The sequence below is a fragment of the Rhodococcus sp. PAE-6 genome (assembly GCF_025290685.1).
In the GTDB taxonomy this organism is placed as follows: domain Bacteria; phylum Actinomycetota; class Actinomycetes; order Mycobacteriales; family Mycobacteriaceae; genus Rhodococcus; species Rhodococcus pyridinivorans.
This window is the reverse complement of sequence record NZ_JAOCLZ010000004.1, coordinates 133,475-152,079: the sequence shown is the minus strand read 5'-3', so window position 1 is coordinate 152,079 and position 18,605 is coordinate 133,475. Positions and strand designations below refer to the sequence as shown.

Annotated in this window: 21 protein-coding genes; 3 read left to right on the top strand and 18 right to left on the bottom strand. The window is 69.2% G+C overall.

Features of this window, described 5'->3' with window-relative positions; translation table 11 throughout:
• From NVV99_RS11390 to NVV99_RS11375, 4 genes are read right to left on the bottom strand one after another with little or no spacing between them, the layout of a single operon-like run.
• Positions 1-534, bottom strand: a complete 534-nt coding sequence (locus NVV99_RS11390; protein ID WP_024102628.1) for a copper resistance CopC family protein — start codon at positions 532-534, stop codon at positions 1-3.
• Complete coding sequence (locus NVV99_RS11385) at positions 531-1,202, bottom strand: YcnI family protein (RefSeq protein WP_024102629.1); 672 nt, start codon at positions 1,200-1,202, stop codon at positions 531-533. The genes NVV99_RS11390 and NVV99_RS11385 overlap by 4 nt, the downstream gene beginning before the upstream one ends.
• Positions 1,203-1,236: 34 nt before the next feature.
• Entirely contained in the window at positions 1,237-1,728 is a 492-nt protein-coding gene (locus NVV99_RS11380) for a hypothetical protein (protein WP_024102630.1), read from the bottom strand.
• Positions 1,729-1,763: 35 nt separating this feature from the next.
• A complete protein-coding gene (locus tag NVV99_RS11375; RefSeq protein ID WP_024102631.1) occupies positions 1,764-2,447 on the bottom strand; it encodes a DUF6474 family protein in 684 nt (227 codons plus the stop codon).
• Positions 2,448-2,596: 149 nt separating this feature from the next.
• Here NVV99_RS11375 and NVV99_RS11370 point away from each other — a divergent pair, with 149 nt between their 5' ends.
• Positions 2,597-4,174 carry a TM0106 family RecB-like putative nuclease gene (locus tag NVV99_RS11370; RefSeq protein ID WP_024102632.1) on the top strand — a complete coding sequence of 526 codons (1,578 nt, stop codon included), beginning with the start codon at positions 2,597-2,599 and terminating at the stop codon, positions 4,172-4,174.
• 61 nt (positions 4,175-4,235) lie between these two features.
• Here NVV99_RS11370 and NVV99_RS11365 read toward each other — a convergent pair whose 3' ends face one another.
• The 8 genes from NVV99_RS11365 to NVV99_RS11330 all read right to left on the bottom strand — a co-directional run bounded on the left by NVV99_RS11365 (position 4,236) and on the right by NVV99_RS11330 (position 10,694).
• Entirely contained in the window at positions 4,236-5,087 is an 852-nt protein-coding gene (locus NVV99_RS11365; protein ID WP_024102633.1) for a hypothetical protein, read from the bottom strand.
• 60 nt (positions 5,088-5,147) lie between these two features.
• Positions 5,148-5,471 (bottom strand): cupredoxin domain-containing protein, encoded by a 324-nt coding sequence (locus NVV99_RS11360; RefSeq protein WP_080678517.1) that lies wholly within the window; start codon positions 5,469-5,471, stop codon positions 5,148-5,150.
• The gene (locus NVV99_RS11355) at positions 5,468-5,809 is read right to left on the bottom strand and encodes a plastocyanin/azurin family copper-binding protein (RefSeq protein WP_006553380.1); all 342 of its coding nucleotides are present in this window, start codon (positions 5,807-5,809) and stop codon (positions 5,468-5,470) included. The genes NVV99_RS11360 and NVV99_RS11355 overlap by 4 nt, the downstream gene beginning before the upstream one ends.
• A 9-nt stretch (positions 5,810-5,818) precedes the next feature.
• Entirely contained in the window at positions 5,819-7,411 is a 1,593-nt protein-coding gene (locus NVV99_RS11350) for a multicopper oxidase family protein (protein ID WP_024102635.1), read from the bottom strand.
• Entirely contained in the window at positions 7,408-8,709 is a 1,302-nt protein-coding gene (locus NVV99_RS11345; RefSeq protein ID WP_006553382.1) for a hypothetical protein, read from the bottom strand. Before NVV99_RS11345 ends, NVV99_RS11350 begins: the two co-directional genes overlap by 4 nt.
• Positions 8,706-9,374, bottom strand: a complete 669-nt coding sequence (locus NVV99_RS11340; RefSeq protein WP_033097867.1) for a methylamine dehydrogenase light chain — start codon at positions 9,372-9,374, stop codon at positions 8,706-8,708. The genes NVV99_RS11345 and NVV99_RS11340 overlap by 4 nt, the downstream gene beginning before the upstream one ends.
• 102 nt (positions 9,375-9,476) lie before the next feature.
• Complete coding sequence (locus tag NVV99_RS11335; protein ID WP_024102637.1) at positions 9,477-10,091, bottom strand: redoxin domain-containing protein; 615 nt, start codon at positions 10,089-10,091, stop codon at positions 9,477-9,479.
• 21 nt (positions 10,092-10,112) lie between these two features.
• Positions 10,113-10,694, bottom strand: a complete 582-nt coding sequence (locus tag NVV99_RS11330; RefSeq protein ID WP_019290382.1) for a MauE/DoxX family redox-associated membrane protein — start codon at positions 10,692-10,694, stop codon at positions 10,113-10,115.
• Between the two features lie 354 nt (positions 10,695-11,048).
• Here NVV99_RS11330 and NVV99_RS11325 point away from each other — a divergent pair, with 354 nt between their 5' ends.
• Positions 11,049-12,563, top strand: a complete 1,515-nt coding sequence (locus NVV99_RS11325; RefSeq protein ID WP_024102638.1) for an APC family permease — start codon at positions 11,049-11,051, stop codon at positions 12,561-12,563.
• Positions 12,560-13,318: an IclR family transcriptional regulator gene (locus NVV99_RS11320; RefSeq protein ID WP_006553387.1), complete on the top strand. Its 759-nt coding sequence runs from the start codon at positions 12,560-12,562 to the stop codon at positions 13,316-13,318. Before NVV99_RS11325 ends, NVV99_RS11320 begins: the two co-directional genes overlap by 4 nt.
• On the opposite strand, the gene NVV99_RS11315 is transcribed toward NVV99_RS11320, so the two are convergent.
• The 6 genes from NVV99_RS11315 to NVV99_RS11290 form a co-directional block, all read right to left on the bottom strand.
• Entirely contained in the window at positions 13,302-14,111 is an 810-nt protein-coding gene (locus NVV99_RS11315) for an alpha/beta hydrolase (RefSeq protein WP_024102640.1), read from the bottom strand. The genes NVV99_RS11320 and NVV99_RS11315 overlap by 17 nt on opposite strands.
• Positions 14,112-14,197: 86 nt before the next feature.
• Positions 14,198-14,965, bottom strand: coding sequence for an SDR family NAD(P)-dependent oxidoreductase (locus NVV99_RS11310; RefSeq protein WP_024102641.1), 768 nt, complete (start codon positions 14,963-14,965; stop codon positions 14,198-14,200).
• Positions 14,966-15,095: 130 nt separating this feature from the next.
• The gene (locus tag NVV99_RS11305) at positions 15,096-16,343 is read right to left on the bottom strand and encodes an MFS transporter (protein WP_197539104.1); all 1,248 of its coding nucleotides are present in this window, start codon (positions 16,341-16,343) and stop codon (positions 15,096-15,098) included.
• Positions 16,340-16,843, bottom strand: coding sequence for a MarR family winged helix-turn-helix transcriptional regulator (locus tag NVV99_RS11300; RefSeq protein WP_006553392.1), 504 nt, complete (start codon positions 16,841-16,843; stop codon positions 16,340-16,342). The genes NVV99_RS11305 and NVV99_RS11300 overlap by 4 nt, the downstream gene beginning before the upstream one ends.
• A gap of 78 nt (positions 16,844-16,921) precedes the next feature.
• On the bottom strand, positions 16,922-17,620 hold the full coding sequence (locus NVV99_RS11295; RefSeq protein ID WP_006553393.1) for a TMEM165/GDT1 family protein: 699 nt from the start codon (positions 17,618-17,620) through the stop codon (positions 16,922-16,924).
• A gap of 264 nt (positions 17,621-17,884) precedes the next feature.
• Positions 17,885-18,418, bottom strand: a complete 534-nt coding sequence (locus tag NVV99_RS11290) for a hypothetical protein (RefSeq protein ID WP_024102643.1) — start codon at positions 18,416-18,418, stop codon at positions 17,885-17,887.
• Positions 18,419-18,605: the final 187 nt, after the last annotated feature.

Below are 18,605 nucleotides of genomic sequence, written 5' to 3'. Positions count from 1 at the left end.
TCAGGCCTTCGGCTTGCGCAGCGCGAAGGCGAGACCTGCGGCGACCACGACGACACCTGCGACGACGAACCACCACACGGCAGGTCCGCTGCTGTCGCTCTCGCCCGACTCCGCGCCGGTCTCGCCGGTCGCGGTGTCACCGGACGCCGCTTCACCGGGCGTGCCGGTTCCCTCCTGGGTGAGCGTGAAGGTGCGGGTTCCGCTGACGGGATGTCCGTCGGCGGAGGTCACCCGGTAGGCGATCGTGTACTCGCCCACGGGGCCGAGACCGTCTAGTTCGACGGATGCGTTCGCACCCTCGATGAGCGGGTCGCTCTTCGACCACAGGTTGCCGTCCGGCCCGACGACGGTCAGAGCCGCGAACTGCTCCTGCAGGTTCTCGTTGAACGTCACGGTCACCCGATCGGGTGCCTCGGCGATCTGCTCGCCGTCCTCGGGCGAGCTCGACAGCACCACCGAGTGGGCGGCTGCGGAACCGACGGACAGGGTCAGCGCCGCGATCAACGCGGTGAGGAGAACGAGGATGCGCTTCATGCCCGCCGCCCCCGGATCACGGCGCCGAGGCCGAGTGCGGCGCCGAGCGCACCGAGCACCAGGCCGATACCGCCGAGCCACCGCGCGGTGCTGTCGGTGGTGTCCTCCGACGCGCCGGCGGTCTGCTCGGTCTCGGTGGCGTGCGCGTCACCACTGCCGCCGTGCCCGTCGCCGCTGCTCGCCGCGAGGGTCAGGCTGGGGGCAGGACGTTCGGGTTCCTCGTCGCCGGTCGTGATCTCGTCCCACGCCACGACCTCGCCGTCGCTGTAGGTCTGGATCGCGGGGAAGGCGACCTCGTCCTCCTCGGGCAGCGGCCCGACGGACAGGACGAACTGCTGGAACTGTCCCGGCCCGACCTGCACGTCCGGTTCGGCGGTCCACGTCACGGAGGTCGCGAGCTGCGACTCGGGATCCTTCTCGACGGTCGCCGTCCAGCCGGGCAGCGGCTCGGTGCGCGCCGAGCGCAGCCCCGGAAGCTCGACGGTGAGGGCGGTCGTGCCGGCGGTCTCGGACTCGGTGGGGACCCGGAAGGTCAGGACGGTGTAACCGCCCTGCTCGGCTCCGGGTGCGACGACGGTGACGTGGGCCGAAGCGATGCCGGCGCCCGCGACCATCAGCGCAGCGGTTGCTGTCGCGCCCACGAGGGCGCGACGGGAGAACTCGAACATGTATGGGTCTTTCTCGTGGTTGGAGGATCGATCGTCACAGCGCAGCCGTGGCGAGCGGTGGTCCTCTCCGCGAGATGGCCGGGGGTGCACGTCCCCACACGAGCCGGTCGGTCGACGAGGTCGGGGCGAGCACGGCGGGCGCGGCGACCCGGGGGCCGCGCAGCAGCACGACCCGCAGCGCGGTGCCGCACGCCGCGTACACGTGGGCCGCGGCGGTGAGCAGCACCGCGCACACGGCGACGGCGAGCATGTGGGCGCCCAGCATGGACACCGACAGATGTTCGTGACCGGGCACCAGCACGGTGAGCGCGACGTGCGTGGCCGCCTGCCCACCGGCGAGGAGCACGAGCGGGGACAGCGACGGCTGGTGCGCGCCGAGGATCCCGACGATCGCCGCGACCGCGACCAGCAGTACCGCGACCGGTCCCGTCGGCACACCACCGCCGGCGGCGCCGTGGGCGGCCACCGCCAGCACCGCGGTGGCGATGCCCGCGGTGGTGCCGAGAACGGTCGGATACCTGGTCACTGTCGGTCGTGCTCGTTCCTGATGTGCAGGCCGCGTCAGCGCACGCCGAGGCGCGCGAGCAGATCCGCTTCGATGCCGTCGAGTTCCGACGAGATCGCCGCGTGTGCCGACTTCCGGCGCGCGGCCGGCATCTGCTCGGCCGTCTGCACGGCGGCGGTCAGATCGGTGAGACGTTCGCGGGTCGCGGTGGCGAACTTCTGCGTCTCCGCGTCCTTGGGGTTGCGCTGCTCGACCTTCGCGAGCGACTGCTCCGCACCCGCGATGCGGGCACTGAGCCGGGCACCGTGACCGGTGAACGAACCCAGTTCCTCGATCGGCACCCCGAGCTGCTGCGCGCGACGCGAGTCGAGCTGACCGCGCAGCGCCGTCACGGCCTGGTAGACGATCGGGACGAGCACCGGCGCGAGCAGACGCGCGACGCCGAGATAACGGCGCACCTTCGCCGCGGTGAGCCCCTGGTTCTCGGCGGCCTTCTTCTGTGCCTTGAGGGTCGCGATCTGTTCCTTCTCGACCTTGGCTTGCGACCTCGCGAGTTCCTGGTCGAGCTTGACCTGCGACTTCGCGAGTTTCTTGTCGATCTTCGCCTTGGCCTTCGCTGCCCGCCGGTCGTTCTCGAGCCGATTCTTCGCGACCAGTCTGGCCTCGATCTTCGCCTTGGTCCTCAGCGCCTTCGCTTCCGCCCTGCGAGTCGCGCGACGCTTCCGTGTGAACAACCCCATCGAACAGCACCCTCCATTCGGTACGACACGACGCTCCGGCGCCCCGCGTCAGCCTAACGTGACGGTGCTGCTGCGAGCCGTCGCCTGTGCAGGGAATACCCTGGAATGTCGTGGACGCAACCGGAGAACTACCGCGGCCCCGACGCGGAGTGTCACAGCGCACAGCCGTCTCCCTCGAGGCCGCTGCGCTGACGAGGTGCCGCCACCGGGTCTATCTCGACGCCACCTTCCCCGACGAACTCGCAGGTGCACCCGAGAATCCGGGTGCGCGGCAACGCCAGGAGGCGGCGGCTGCGCATCGCGAGGCGATCCGCCAGACGCTGTTCGACGCCGACCCGGACGGGTGGGTGCTCGTCGCCCCCGAAGGACCGATGTCGCAGCGCGCCGAGCGCACACTCGGCGCGTGCCGCGCGGGCGCCGACCGCATCTGGGGTGCGGTGCTGCCGAGCGAACCCGACACCGGACGCCGCGGCCGCTCGGAGATCCTGCTGCGCGACGCCGAACACGGCGGCTACATCCCGGTGATCGTCGTCAACCACAAGGTCACCGATCCCGGACACGGCGCGCTCACCACCGATCTGTTCGCGTGGGCACCCGCTGTCGACGAGACCCGCAAGGTGCGCAGTCAGGTGCGCGACCAGATGCGCCTCGCGCACCTGTACCGGATGCTCGAACGTCACGGACTTGCGAGCCCCGCGAAGGTCGCCGGCGCGATCGGCTACGGCGGCGACTGCATCCTCGTGCACGATCTCGACCAGATCCTCGACGACTACGACGCCCGCCTGGCGGACCGACTCGAGATCGCGCGGGGTCTCACTCCGACGGCGCCGTCGCAGATCGGCGAGTGCAAGACCTGCCCGTGGTGGGACCGCTGCCGCGCCGAACTCACCGTCACCCGGGATGTGTCGCTCGTCGCGCCGGGGCAACGTGCCGCCGTGCTGCGCGAACTCGAGGTGCACACCATCGACGGCCTCGCCCGGTGGGAGGGCGGGGAACCGGAAGCGTGGCCGCAGGGTTCGTTCGAGGACGCGATCGTCACGGCGCGGGCGTGGATCGCCGGTGCGCCGCTCGTGCGTCGCTACCGGCACGTGCACGTCCACCGCGCCGACGTCGAGGTCGACATCGACATGGAGAGCTACCACGAGCACGGCGCCTATCTGTGGGGCACGCTGCTCAATTCGAGATCGTCCTCCGAGTACATCCCGTTCGCGACGTGGGAGCCCGTGCCGACCGACGACGAGGCACGCTCGTTCGCCGAGTTCTGGCGCTGGCTGTCGGACCAGCGGCGCGCGGCCGAACGTCGCGGGAAGACTTTTGCGGCCTACTGCTATTCGCGGTCGGCGGAGGACAAGTGGTTGCTGTCGTCGGCGCGGCGGTTCCACGGCTTCCCGGGTGTGCCGGAGCTCGCGGAGGTCAAGGCGTTCATCGGTTCGGACGAGTGGGTCGACATCTTCCAGGCCGTCACCGACCAGTTCGTGTGTCCGAACGGCAAGGGGCTGAAGAAGATCGCACCGATCGCGGGGCATCACTGGCGCGACGCCGAGGCCGGGGGTGAGGCGTCGATGAGCTGGTACCGCGAGGCCGTGGGCATGGCGGGCGAGCCCGATCCGGCGCAGCGTGTGCGGTTGCTCGAGTACAACGAGGACGACGTGATCGCCACGAAGGTCCTGCGCGAGTGGATGAGTGATCGTGCGGTGCTCGACATCCCGTTCGTCGAGGACCTGTAGCGCAGAGCATGCCACGTGCGTGGTTCCGGCGGCCTCGGCCACCGGAACCACGCACGGGAGATCAGACCAGTGCGGCAAGAGCGAAGGCCGCCAGGGCGATGAGGACACCGCCGGTGAGGGTCTGGACACGACGGTCGACGACGCACATCGCCGACAGGAAGCCGGGCATCGAACCACCGCGGCGGGTGTGCAGGATGGCCAGTACGCTCGGCATGCAGCGGCCGAGGCTGACGGTTGCGAACATCGCGGCGCCGAGCACCGGCGAACCCGAGGCGATCACGCCGAGGACCAGCAGGTAGTACGCGCTGGACCGGATGAAGATCATGAAGCCGGGGCCGATGAGCGCACCGAACAGCAGCGACACCTTCCACGGCGCCATCGTGCGCCGCAGGTGGCGGGGGAGCTGCTGACGCCGCATGGGCGTCGGCAGGGTGATCATGCCCAGCTCGTGCAGGCCGTAACCGAGCGCGATCACCCCCCAGGCCGCGAGCATCCACGCCCACGGCACCGAGCCGGTCACGAGCGCGCCGAGCGCACCGAAGAGCGCGCCGGTGGGGATGCCCGTCGCGAGCGATCCGAGGGTGTGCCAGCCGAGCCGGCGGATCGGGGTCGACGACCCACGGCGTCCCGGCTGCTTCGGTGCGGCGACCACGCCGGCCACCGACATGCCGCAGGTCGACCAGTTGGCGGCCAGTGCGGTCACCGCGCCGGTGGCGATCACCGCGGCGGTCATGGCCGTCGGGGTCGAGGCGGCCGCGACGAGACCGGCGGCGGCGCCGACCACCGCGGCACCGGCGATCAGGCCGCCGCGGGTCTTCTTCGCGACGGCGCTCTCGAGCGTCGGGCGTATCTCCGGTACGTCGACTCCGAGGGGCGGGTGAGCCAGAGGCTCACGCACGAGTGTTTCTGTCATCGGGATGCTCCTTTGCTGTGGTGCTTACGGATACGACCGGACGGCGGACGGCGTTGTCCGTCACCCGGTCACGGTGACGGTTCCGGTCATGTACCGGTGGACCGAGCAGTGGTACTCGTAGACGCCCGGCGTCGTGAAGGTGTGCTCGAAGCTCCCCTCGGGGATGATGCCGCTGTCGAACTCGCCCTCCGATCCGACGTGGTGCAGGACCCCGCCGTCGTCGAACGTCCACCGGACGGTGCCGCCCACCGGTACGGTCACGTCCACCGGCGCGAAGTGCACGTCGCGCACGACGATCTCCGCGTCCGGCCCGGTGGGGGAGCCGGCACACCAGGTCGCGGCCAGCACCGCGAACGCGGCCACCCCCCACCGGATCCGCATCATTCGACGATGATCGTGCCGACCATCGCGGGGTGCGGCGTGCAGTGGTAGGTGAACGTGCCGGCCTCGTCGAAGGTGTACTCGTAGGTGCCCTCGGTGAGCAGTTCGCTCTTCAGGTCACCTTCGAGCGGTCCGTCGCCCGCCACATCGTGCGGCAGTCCCGAGTCGTCGAAGTGCCACTGCACGGTCTGGCCCTTCTCGATGGTGACCGATGCCGGGCTGTACGACATGTTGGAGACCTCGATGACGACCGCGGGTTCGTCGGCGTCCGCACTGCCGCATCCGGTCAGCAGTCCCATCGCGAGTGTCGTGCCCGCGACCGCGGAAAGAAACTTCTTCATATTTCGTCCTCACCGGATGTACCGCAGATTCGCGGTCATTCCTGCCTCGAAGTGATAGGCGTTGTGACAGTGGAACATCCACTCGCCCGGATTGTCCGCGTCGAACTCGATGGCGAGTTCGGTCCCCGGAAGCACGTTGACGGTGTCGCGTCGCAGACCGCCGTAACCCGGTACGGCGAAGGTGTGGCCGTGGGTGTGCATGGGATGCCACATCGGCGACGAGTTGACCATCGTGATCCGGATCCGTTCACCCTCCTTCATCACCAGTCGGCCGGCGTCGGGGCCGGCCATGCCCCACACGTAGCGGTCGCCGGCCTGGATCAGCTCGACGCGGTAGTCGCGGTCGACGTCCCGATTCTCGAGCAGCACCGATTCGGCGGGCCGCAGTTCGCTCTCGGCTACGAGTCGCCCGTTCAGCTCCGGAATGTCTCCTCCCACATCGGGGTTCGACATCGGCACCGCGTCGTGGGACCGCAGCACGGTCGACGCGTAGCCGTCGCGCCCCTCGACCTTCGCCACGATCGGCCACGCACCGGAACGCACCGTGACGAGCACGTCCACCCGCTGCGCCATGCCGAGGATCACGGTGTCGGCGGTCGTCGGCTGCACGTCGAAGCCGTCCACGGCGACGACGGTCAGTTCGTGACCGGCCACGGCGAAACGGTAGGGCGTCTCCGCGGCCGCGTTGACGACCCGTAGACGCAACCGTTGCCCCGCAGCGGCTTCCACCACGGCGGGATCGTTCGGCGGACGCCCGTTGATCAGGTGCAGCGGGTACGCGATGTGCTGGGTCATGCCGCCGAGCGGGACGGAGTCCCCGTGGCCTGCCGACGTGATCTGTTGCGCCACCGAGGCATCGGCGTCCGTGTACTCGGCCGGCCCCGCGCCGTGCCCGGCATGACCGTGCCCGGCGACCTGCGGGTTGAGCGCGGCCAGGACCGCGTCGGGGGTGGTGCCCAGACCGTCGACCCAGTCGTCGAGCACGAGCACCGCGTCGGCGTCCGCGCCGGTGGCGTCGTTCGGGTCCTCGATGATCATAGCCCCGAACAGACCACGGTCGGCCTGCAGTCCGCTGTGCGAGTGGTACCAGTAGGTGCCCGGATCGGGTGCGACGAAGTCGTATTCGAACCGGCCACCGTCGGCGCCGATCGGTTCCTGCGTGACCGGAGCCGCACCGTCCATGTCGTTGCGGATCCGGATGCCGTGCCAGTGCAGCGTGGTCTCCTGCGGAAGCCCGTTGTCCACCGACACCCGCACCCGGTCGCCCTTCGACAACCGCAGCTCGGGTGCGACGGCGGCCCCGCCGTAGGTCCACGTGTTCACGATCCGCCCACCGAGGTCCACGGCGCCCACCCCCGCAGCGAGCGCGAAGGCTGCCGTCGCCCCCGAGGTGGCGCGGGCCGCCTCGGCCGCGGCCACCTCGGGATCGGTGGGACGGATGTAGTCGAGCTCGGTGGCCACCGCCTGCTGTCCGGACGTACCGGAGCTGCAGGCGGTGGCACCGAACCCGAGCGCGCCGAGCCCCACCGCCCCGACACCGAGGGTGCCCAGGCGGAGGAAGCGTCGGCGAGCGAGCACGAGCCCGGAACCGGGTCGTGTCATCGGATCACCTGCGGGGTCAGGAGCGAACGGATGTCGTCGACGGTGCCGGTGACCTCGGCGGCACTGACCTCGGTGCCGTCGCTCGCCGAGACACCGACGATGCGCTGGGCCGACTCGCCGTCGACCTCGGGGCCCGAACCGACCACATACAGGATCGATCCGTCCACGGAGAAAGCCATGGACGCGATGTCCGTCATCCCCAGAGCCGCGAGATCGAGGGTGCGGATCGGAGCGAGGCCGGTCGCGTCGAACAGCTCGATCGTGACGATGTCGCCACCGCGCGCGGAGTGCGGATGGATCTCGCTGTCGGTGTACTCGATCGCGATCCGGTCGCCGGTGTTGTTGATGGCGTTCTCCGCGAAGCGGCCGCCATCCTGTCCGGCGTTCCCGATGGGAGCGACGGGATCCTCCGGCAGACCGTTCGAGAAGTCGAAGACGAAGACGTCGCCGGTCGCGCCGACGAGCAGTGCCTTCTTCGCGTCCGCGGCCCAGGTCACCTTGCGGTTGCTGACGAAGTCGTCGGGCAGCACCTTCGTGCGCGCCGTCTCGGTGGGGACACCGGCATCGTCGATGGAGATCTGGATCAGCTCGCGGGTGTCCTCGCACACGCTGTAGAGCTTGTGGTCGACGAGCCAGGTGAACGGACCGCACCCGATGATCTGCAGCGCGCCGCTCTCCTTGCCGGCCTCGAGATCGACGACGCGGACGCCGTACAGGCCGTCGTCCCACGTCACGAAGTACTTCCCGTCCGAGGTGACGGCACTGGACCCGGGACGCGAGTGCGCGCGGGCGTAGTCGGGCAGTTCGATCTCGTCCGGCTCGAGCAGGTCGCCCGAGTAGGTGGTGACGGTGAAGTCCGCCTGGCCGCGCGAACCGCGCGGCCGCCACACTTCGGCGGCGAGAACCGCTGGGTCCGAGGAACTCTCGCCGACGAACCCGTGGATGACCGGATCCCAGATGCCGGGACCCACGACGATGCGACTGCCCGCGACACCGGTGACCGGGTCGAGGACGTTCACACCGATCTCGAGCCCGCCCGGAGTCCGGAGGACCGCAAGCAGGTCGTTCTCGCTCGCGGGCTGGATCTCCGAGACATGCACGGGTTCCGGGATGGTGTCGCCGATCTCCTGATCGTCGTGACCGAGGGAGATGCCCTCACCGGGAGTGGTGTAGGGGACGGTCGGGTAGGTGACCTCGCCCGCCGCGGAGGAGGAGTCGTCGTCGCTCGAGCACGCCGCGAGGGACAGTGCGAGAGCGAGCGGGACGGTCGCGGCGACCGCCCGTTGGGTGCGCTTCATGATCCGGCGCCCACCTTCGGTCGTGCGGCGGGACGGGTCTGGCAGTCCTCACCGATGATCGGTGCCATCGTGCAAGTGTACGACTGGGATTCGTCGGACACGCACCAGATGATCTCCTGGTCGAAGCTGCCCGAGACCGGGTTGTACATGATGGCCTGCATGTCGGGTTCACCGCAGAAGGCGTTCGAGCACGACGGTGCACCACAGCAGTCGTAGTAGGCGATCAGGTAGGTCTTACCGGTGTCGGGATGCGTGCAGCATCCAACCCAGAACTCCGCTCCGGGACGGCTTCCCGGCGCACAGGTGGTGACACCGCCGCCGTTGCAGGCCGCGCACGAGGTGCCGTCCATGTTGCACCAGCGCCAGTACTCGCACTCGGCGGGGTCCTTGCCGTCGTAGACCGGAACGAGCGGTTCGGGTTCGGCGGGGGTCGGAGCCGGCGGCTCCTGAGCCAGCGCAGTGCGAGTGACGGGCAGCGAACTGATCAGTGCCACACCGGAAACACCCATGGTCCACCGGCCGATCTTGCTGATCACCGAACGGCGGGAGACCCGCTCGGACATCCTGCGGCCGGTGCGGCCGATGAAGGATCCGCCGCGGCCGGCCATCCATTCGGCTTGTTCCTTGACGGTGGCTTCGTCCACCGGATATCGATTCTCGTGCATCTCCGGTTCCCCGGATGAGGGTCTGAGGTCCAACGACGTACTCCGATCTCGAGAAGGGGATGAGATTCCGCCCGTACCGACGGGGCGGTCGGCACTCGCAGATCACAGACCGGCTGCGGCGCGAGTCTTGGCTGCCTCGTGCAGGTGCTGCAGCGAGGGCGTGCCGGATTCGAGTGCGTTGAGGAGGGATTCGACCTGCGCCATGTGGTTGCACAGGCCCTTGGCCTGGATCTTGCCGTGCTCGTCGAGGATCACGCCGTACGGAGTGGTGCCCACCTGGTAGGCGATGCCCACATCGCGGGCGTCGACGTAGCTGAGCTCGGCACCGATACCCGAACCGGCAAGGAAACTCTGGTGCTCCTCGGGCGTGCCGTCGGAGATGATGACGACCTCGAGGTCCTTCTCCGCCTTCGCCATCGCCTTGACGCCGGGCAGCAGGCTCTTGCAGGTCGAGCACGACGGCGCGGTGAACAGCAGCAGCTGCGCCTTGTCGCGGTGGCCACCGACGCCGACCTCGCGGCCGAGGTGGTCCTGCAGGCCGCGGAAGCTCGGAGCGACCTGATCGATATTCGGGCCGGTGTCCATCATCCGGGCGCCGAGGGGGCCGAGACGCACCTGCACGCGCCCGATCTCGCGGGCGAGGGCGAGCAGCATGAGGAACAGTGCCGCGACGGCGACGGCCAGCACGATGACCGCGATCAGCAGGAAGGTGTTCACAGATTTCTCCGTTCGGATGTGTCAGTACCGCGAGAGAGGCGAGGCGGCACGAAGTTCGATCGAGGCCTTCGTCAGGTGGTCGTCGACCGGGCGTCGGCCCGGATGCACGATCGACCGCAACTGCACCGCGGTGACGACCACGACCAGCACCAGTGCGGCGAGCGCGACGGCGAGGAGGTGCTCGGCGAGCGACGGTGCGCCGGCGGGAACGAGGGCCAGGGCTGCGGAGACGAGCACGAACGCACCGGCCCGCACCGCGTGGAACCACCCGATCCGCGGGATGTCGTGGGAATCGAATGCGAAACAGCCGCAGTCGAGGTCACGACGGCCTCGGAGAAGGTTGATCGTCAGGCCGCCGAAGAAGCACAGGAACAGCAGTGCGGCGCCTGCGGCCGCCCATCGTCCGGCGATGCCGGTGATGAGCGCGGCACCGAGGACGATCTCGGCCCACGGCAGCGCGAACGACACCGCGTCCTCGAGCGGCGCAGGCAGCAGCTTGTACCCGCGCACCGTGCGCAGCAGACCCTGGCGGTCCCGGGTCTTGGGGATGCCGGCGAGCAACAGCGTGCCTCCGACGATCGATGCGATCAGCACCCACAGCATGTGTGCGACCACTCCTTCCGTTTCGCTTCGGGACCTCGTCGAGGTCCCGGCGGATCCCTCGCAGGTGGGGATGGACACATCCTGCTGTGGTCTCGAGTCGGGCGTGCGACGCCGGAGAAACGAACGGGGACACCCTGAACGAGAACACGAGCCTTCGAATTCAGGGACGTCGGGGCCCGGCGACGTGGGGTTTTGCGTTCGCCCGAGTCCGCGCGGAAGGCGATGGCGTGATGCACCTCGCATCGCCTCTGCGAGCGGATTCCCACTTGGACGGCACGTCGTGTTCGCGCAGGTAATGCGGCTGTAACAGAACGGGGTTAGCGTCCGGACGAATCCAGTGAAAGGACCACGGCCGTGACGTCAGCACTCCGGGCGGCGATCGACCGCGCGCAGGACGCGGAACCCACCGGGGATCACGTGCGCTCACCCCTGCATGCGCTCGGCCGCCGGCAGTTGTCCCAGCTCGATCTGATCGGGCAGTCGCTGTCGACGATCGCTCCCGCAACCGGAATGGTGTTCATCGCCCTGTGGATGACCGTGAGCGCTCCGGGACTCGGGGGTGTGCTCACCATCGCCGCGACGACCGGCGTCGTCGTGCTGGTCGCATGGTGCATCACGCAGTTCACGCGACGCCTGGCCGCGGCGGGTTCGCTCTACAGTTTCGTCTTCCAGGGACTCGGTACGCGCGCGGCGCTCGTGACGGGCACGGCGCTCATCGTCGGATATCTCGGCATCTCGATCTCCGTGCTGGCCCAGGGAGCACGCACAGTATTGGATCTCGGTGAGCTTGTGGGACTGAATCTTCCGGGGACGGGACCGTGGCTGGTGACGGCGGCGGTGCTCGGTGGGGTCGTCGCCCTGATCGCGATCCGCGGCGTGCGGTTCGCGACCCGCGCGATCCTGCTCGTCGAAACGTGTTCGCTGGTACTGATCGTCGCGACGATGCTGGTCGCGCCGGCGGGCGGAACGACGACAAGCGAACTGCCGGTCTCACCGCTGAGCCTGCTGCCCTTCCTGGCGCTCATGACCGTCCTGTCCATGGCCGGATTCGAGAGCGCGGCGTTCTTCGGGCCCGAGGCCCGTCGGCCGCTCGTCACGGTCAGCCGGACGGTGCTGATCACCCCTCTCGTCGTCGGGGCGCTGTTCGTCTTCACGGCCGTCGCCTCGCTGACCGGGCGTGGATCGCTCATCATCGGAGCGTATTTCGACGGTGTCGACTCCGGTGCGTCGTGGGCGGTCGTGCTCGCCGTGAAGACGGGCATGGCGTGCTCGTGGTTCGCGTCGACACTCGGCTGCGCACAGGCAGGCTCGAGGCTCCTGTACTCGATGGGTGTCGAACGGGTGCTGCCGTCCGCTCTGGCCCGCGTACACGGCACCCTGCGCACCCCCTACCTCGCGGTGACGACGTTCGTCGCGGTGAGTGTCGCGGGTGCCGTCCTGTACACCCTGGTGGCGGAAGCGGATTCGTCCGTCTTCGACGGTGTCGTCGAGGTCGCGCTGGTCGCGGCGTACACGCTGGTCGCGGTGGCATCCCTGCGGTTCCTGCACCGCATCGGTGAGGACACCACGTGGACGCGGGTCGCGGCGGTGTTCGTCGCGTTGCTCGGTGGTGGTCTGCTGGTGGCCACGGCCGTCGACGGGGTCACGCACTCGCTGCTCGTCGTGCCGGTGGCGCTCGTCGCGCTCCTGGTGTCGGGACCCGTCTGGCGCGCGGTGCTGCGCCGGCTCCGCCCGCAGAGCCTCGCGACGATCGGAGCATTCGACACCGTCGAGACCTCGGATCTGCTGCCGGGTGCGGGGACACTGGTCCTCGACGAGCACGGGCGGCCGCGGATCGTCACGGGGGGCATACAGGAGGAGCGGATGTGACCGCCCACGTGCCGATCCGGTCCTCCGAGACTACTTTCGGAGGACGACAACCCCACGCCGTGCAGAAGGCGCTGGGGATGCTCGAGGCCGTCGCACAGCTCGGTCCCGGCACCACCGCCAAGGAGATCGCCGCGTTCGCCGGAGTGCCTCCCGCCACCGCCTACCGGATGCTGAACCTGCTCGTGGCGGACGGCTATCTCGTGCGTGTCCCCGACCTGTCGGGTTTCGCGCTCGGTCGTCGCACCGCCGAACTCGCCCAGGCCGCAGCGGAATCCACCCCGTCCGAGTCGCTCCACGACGTGATGGAGGACCTGCGGGGGTGCACGCGTTTCGGATTGCACGTCGCGTCCTTCGCCGGGAGCCGGCTCCGCTTCGTCGACCAGGATCCGGACCACGAGATCGTCGCCATCACCACGCTGTCGAAGTCGTTGCACGCCAATGCCATCGGCAAGCTGATGCTGGCACACGTGCCGGGGGCGGCTCCGGATGCCGAGTTTCGCCGGCTCACCGAGTTCACGATGTGCGAGCGCGAGTCGCTGGCGCGGGAGCTGCGCGACATCATCTCGTCCGGTTACGCGAAGGAGTGCCAGGAGACCCGGCTGGGCAGGGCGGCGCTGGCCGTCCCGATCCGCGACTCGTCGTCCTTCGTCGTCGGCGGCCTGTACCTGCACGGGTCGGCCGCGAAGGTGCAACCCGATCCCGATCTGGTGAGATTCCTCGTCGACGGCTCCGCCAGGCTCACAGGCCTGCTCTGAGCCGGATCAGTGCGTCCACCACGGGCGCGCCGAACATCGGCGGATCGTTGTGTTCGAGACCGTCGAGCTCGACCCGCTCGTGCAGCCATCGGGCGGCATCGGCGACTGCCGAGCTCTGGGCCGGCGGGACGATGCTGTCGGCGGTGCCGTAGACGACCGTGATCGGCACGTCGATGTGGCCGACGAGTTCGGCGACGGGGAACTCGTCCTTCAACAGTGCGGCGGGCACGAAGGGATAGTGGTGCCGGGCCACGGCGGCGAGATCGGTGAACGGCGAGCGCAGCAGCATCCCGGCGGGAGGTTCGTCGACGGCGAGCGCGGTGACCACGGCGCAGCCGAGGCTCTCCCCGAAGTACAGCACCCGGGCGGGGTCGACGTCGTCGCGTGAACGGAGATGCTCGAGGGCCGCGCGGGCGTCGGCGGCGAGACCCTCCTCGGTGGGGGCGCCGGGATTGCCGCCGTACCCGCGGTAGTCGAACAGGAGCGTCGAGAAACCCGCCGCGGCGAGGTCGGCGGCGGTGTCGACGCGGCCGAGTCGGTTGCCGCCGTTACCGGGAGCGAGGAGAACCGTGAAGCCGGCTCCGGGGCCGTCGGGAGCGCGACCGGGCACGAACCAGGCGTCGAGCGCGAGACCGTCGGAGGTGGTGAGCACGACGTCCTCCGCACCGGGCAGGACGGTCGCGGCGGACGGGGGAGTGGAGCTGTCGGGCAGGTAGATCAGGCGTCGTTGCAGCGCCCACCCGGCGACGCCGACGAGCGCGACGACGAGCACCACGGCGAGAACGATCCGCATGGGTCCGGTCTAACGCATGTGCGCGTTCCCGGCAGCCGGAACTGCCGGAAACGCGCACGGAAGAGGCGGGGTTACCGGAGGAAGGGTTACCGCGGCGCCATGCGCAGCGCGCCGTCCATGCGGATGGTCTCACCGTTGAGGTAGTCGTGCTCGACGATCATCTGCGCGAGCTGCGCGTACTCGGCGGGCTGGGCGAGCCGCGACGGGAACGGCACACCGGCCTCGAGGCCCTTGCGGTACTCCTCGGTGACACCGGCGAGCATCGGGGTGTCGACGATGCCGGGGGCGATGGTGTTGACGCGGATGCCGAACTGCGCGAGGTCGCGTGCGGCGGGGACGGTCATGCCGTGCACGCCACCCTTCGACGCGGAGTACGCGATCTGACCGATCTGGCCCTCGAACGCCGCCACCGAGGCGGTGTTGATGACGACGCCGCGCTGACCCGACTCGTCGACCGTCTCGGTCTTGGAGATCGCGTCGGCCGCGAGGCGCATGACGTTGAAGGTGCCGAGCAGGTTGACGGTGATGACCGTGCGGAACAGCTCGAGGTCGTGCGGGCCGTTCTTCGACAGGATGCGGCCGGCCCAGCCGACACCGGCGCAGTTGACGACGATGCGCAGCGGAACACCCGACTCGACGATGCGGTCGACGGCGGCCTGCACCTCGTCGCCGCTGGTCACGTCGGTGGCGAGGAGCGTGACACCCGCGGGTGCGGCATCGCCGACGCGGTCGATGGACTGCTGCAGGTCGAGGCCGAAGACGGTGGCTCCGACGTCGGCGAGACGGCGTGCGGTTGCGGCGCCGAGACCGGATGCGGCGCCGGTCACCAGTGCGGCGGATCCCTGAATCTCCACTGTTCGTATCTCCTGTCCCGAGCCGAGGGCTGCGTGAACCCGACGGGTTCGGGCTCGTTGGCACCGAGTCCGACTCCGTCGGGTTCTCTCACAGAGCCCTACGGCGTGTGAGTGTCGTTCGTCACGAACCCTAACCGGTCACGGCCGCGGGTTCCGCGGGGGTCGCGGTCCGGCGGCGCAGTGCGACGACTCCCATCGCCGCGGCGACGAGACACGCGACGGCACCGAGCAGCAATCCGGCCCGGCCACCCCACTGCTCGCAGACCCATCCGGCGATGGGACCGCCGATGGCCGTGGAGCCGAGGAAGGCGACCGACCACAGGGCCATCACCCGTCCGCGCATCGTCGGCGCGGAGGCGAGTTGCAGCGAACTGTTGGTGGTGGACGTGAACGTCACGCTCAGTGCGCCCACGATCACCATGAGCACGATGAGCGTGGTCAGGTTCGGGGCCGCGGCGGCGACCGCCATGGCGATGCCGAACGCGAGGGAGGTGAGGATCAGCGGCCGGGTTCCGGTGCGACCCCAGGTGGCGACGGCGAGGCCCCCCACCACCGATCCGGCGCCCATCGCGGCGGTGAGGAAGCCGTAGGCCCCGGCACCGGCAGCGAAGGTGTGGTCGGCCAGGACCGGCAGAACCACCTGGAACTCGAAGGCCAGACATCCGACGAGCGCCATCATCGACAGCGGGACGGCCAGGTCGGGCGTGCTGCGGACGTAGGCGAAACCCTCACGCAGCTGTCCCTTCGCGCGGGCGGCGGCGGGGGAGCGCTGGAGCCGGGAGACGTCGAGTCGCAGCAAGGAGGTGACGACGGCAACGAAGCTCGCGGCGTTGAGCAGGAAGCACACGCCGAGTCCGCCCGCGGCGATGACCAGGCCGGCGACGGCCGGGCCGATCATGCGGGAGCACGAGGCGAGGACCGACTGCAGGCTCACGGCGTTCCGCAGATCCTCCGGACCGACCAGTTCGAGCATGAACGACTGTCGGGCGGGGTTCTCGAAGCACTGGTTGAGGCCGAGCGCGACCGCCAGGAAGTAGACGTGCCACAGGGCGATCGTGTCGGTGACGACGAGCAGCCCCAAGATCAGGGCCTGCACACCCATGAGGGTCTGCAACCCGATCATGAGCCGGCGTTTGTCGGAGCGGTCGGCGACCACGCCGCCGTAGGGGCCGAGCAGCAGCATCGGCACGGTCTGCAGTGCGAGCACGATGCCGATGGCGGTCGCGGAGCCGGTGAGCTGCAGGACGAGCCACGACTGCGCGACCGTCTGCATCCACGTGCCGATGAGCGAGACGGCCTGGCCGCTGATGTAGAGGCGGAAGTTGGGGCCGCGCAGGGCGGCGAAGGTCTGTCCTCTGATGTCGGCGAGCATTGTCACGGGCGACCCCTCTCGGCGGAGGGGCGCGGTGAATCGGCGACGCGCTGCGAGAGTGCCTCGAGGGCGGGCAGTGCGTCGTGCAGAGCTTCGAGGTGCCGGTCGCTCAGTTCGGTGAGGTGACGGGCGAACAGGGCGGTGCGGCGGTCGCGCAGTTCCGCCGAGAGTGCGGCACCGGCGGGAGTGATGTGGACGCGGACGACACGCTTGTCGTCGGTGTCGGGGGACCGGGTGAGCAACCCGGCGTCTTCGAGTTTGCCCACCATGCGCGAACACATGGTCGGGTTGAGCCCTTCGATCTCCGCGAGGTCGCGGACTCCGATCGTCTCGTGGCGGGCGACGGTCGTGAGGAGGGTCGACTGCGAACGCGTCAGCCCTTCCTCCGAGGCGAACATGCCCATGCGGCGGGAGATCCGTCCGATCGCGATACGCAGACGATGGACGTCTTCCGCGTCGAACGGAGGAGTTTCGGATCGAGGGGTGCTGTCCGTGAGTTCAGACATGGAACCACCTCCGAATTTATTTGCCTATCGGCAAGCATACTCCTGTGCAGAGTGGAAAGACACTGTTCGGGACGGTGATCAGGGACGCATGAGCGCCGGGGCCTCGTCCTCCGTGACACGGCGGGCGCGCCGGCGGACGACCACCATCGCGGCGACGGACAGCAGCAGGGCCACCGCGCCGGCGATCGGTCCGACGACGCCGGTCGCCGGGAACAGGCCGTCGCCGAGCATCCACGCGCCGAAGCCGAAGAACAGGGCGGAAGCACCGTAGCGAATGGCGTTGTCGGGAAGATGCCGACCGAACACGGCACCGATGACGATGGCCAGCGCGTCGGCGGCGACCATGCCGACGGTGGACCCGATCCACACCCCGGCCCAGTTGTTGTCGGTCGCGAGCGTGATGGTCGCGAGCATCGTCTTGTCGCCGAGTTCGGCGAGGAAGAACGCCGAGGTCACGGCGAGGAAGGCGGAACGCGCGACGCGTCCGGCCTTGGATTGCTCGTCGTCGTCGAGGGAGTCGCCGCGCAGCGTCCACGCGCCGAAGATCAGGAAGGCGATGCCGCCGACGATGGAGATGGCGGTCGCGGGGATCGCGACACCCAGATAGTGCCCGACAGCCACTGACACGAGGTGCACCGCGGTGGTCGCGAACAGGATCCCCGACAGGACGACCCACCAGCGATACCGCAGGGCGAAGGTCATCGCCATGAGCTGGGATTTGTCGCCGAGTTCGGCGACGAAGACGACTGCGAAGGACAAGACGAGCGCGGACCACATATGCGTTTCCTCCTTTCGTATGGAGGAAACGGGGCTTCCTCCGGACGCCGGACGCACGGTGCGACCAGCGGCCGAAGGTCTCGCCCACCGGAGGATGATCCGGTCCGCGGGGCCGGGCAGTGCCGTTGTCGGGCGCCGCCAGTATGTCGACCCTGCGATTGGGGGCTACTCCCCTTCGCCGACGACAACGTTAGCCCGGCGAACCGAATTCTGTAAAGGCAATGCTAACTTTCGGAGAACCGAACTCTCGTTTTCAGGGCGCCCTCACGAAGCGAGCAGCATAGCCAGAATCGCGGTGTCGGGGTCGTTGCCCGGATCCACTCCCACCTTGCTGACCAGTGCCGTCACCGTGCCGTCCGGTTCGGCCTCGACCCATGCGGCGCGATGCTCGAGCCCGAGATGTGGGATCCCGGGAAGCAGCACGCAGCCCGAGGCGGCGCCGGCGTTCTCCGGCAGTGACGGCGTCGTCTCCGACGGCGGATGCAGCATGATCAGTGCCGGCGGCTGATGCTCGGCGAACCGTCCGGGCTGCACGGCACGCTCGCCGAGCACCGGACCTTCGGCGACCACGAGGCCCACGGTTCCGGGCTCGGGGTCGTCGGGCAGTTCTTCTTTGACCCCGAACACCGTCGAGGTGGGCAGCAGTCCCGGCAGCGACGCGATCCGCACCGTCATCGCCAGCACCTGGGCCCATTCGCGGGTGGTCGCGGGCCATCTGCCCGAGACGACGAAACCTCGAAGCGACCCGGCGGACTGGAATGCGGACAGCTCGATGCGGCTGTGTTCTTCGGCGTTCATCCCACTCCTCCCTCTCGGTCGGTAAGGGGAGAATGCCCGTTTTCTTCGTTGGCACACAAGAGGTGTCGAGTGCCAGCACTGCCGCTACACCTCTTGCTATCCGCCTCGGCAATTGCTGCGGCGGATAGCGATTCCTGTAGCGGATAGGAAAGACCAGGCCCGGAGACGACGAAGGGCGCCGGTGTCC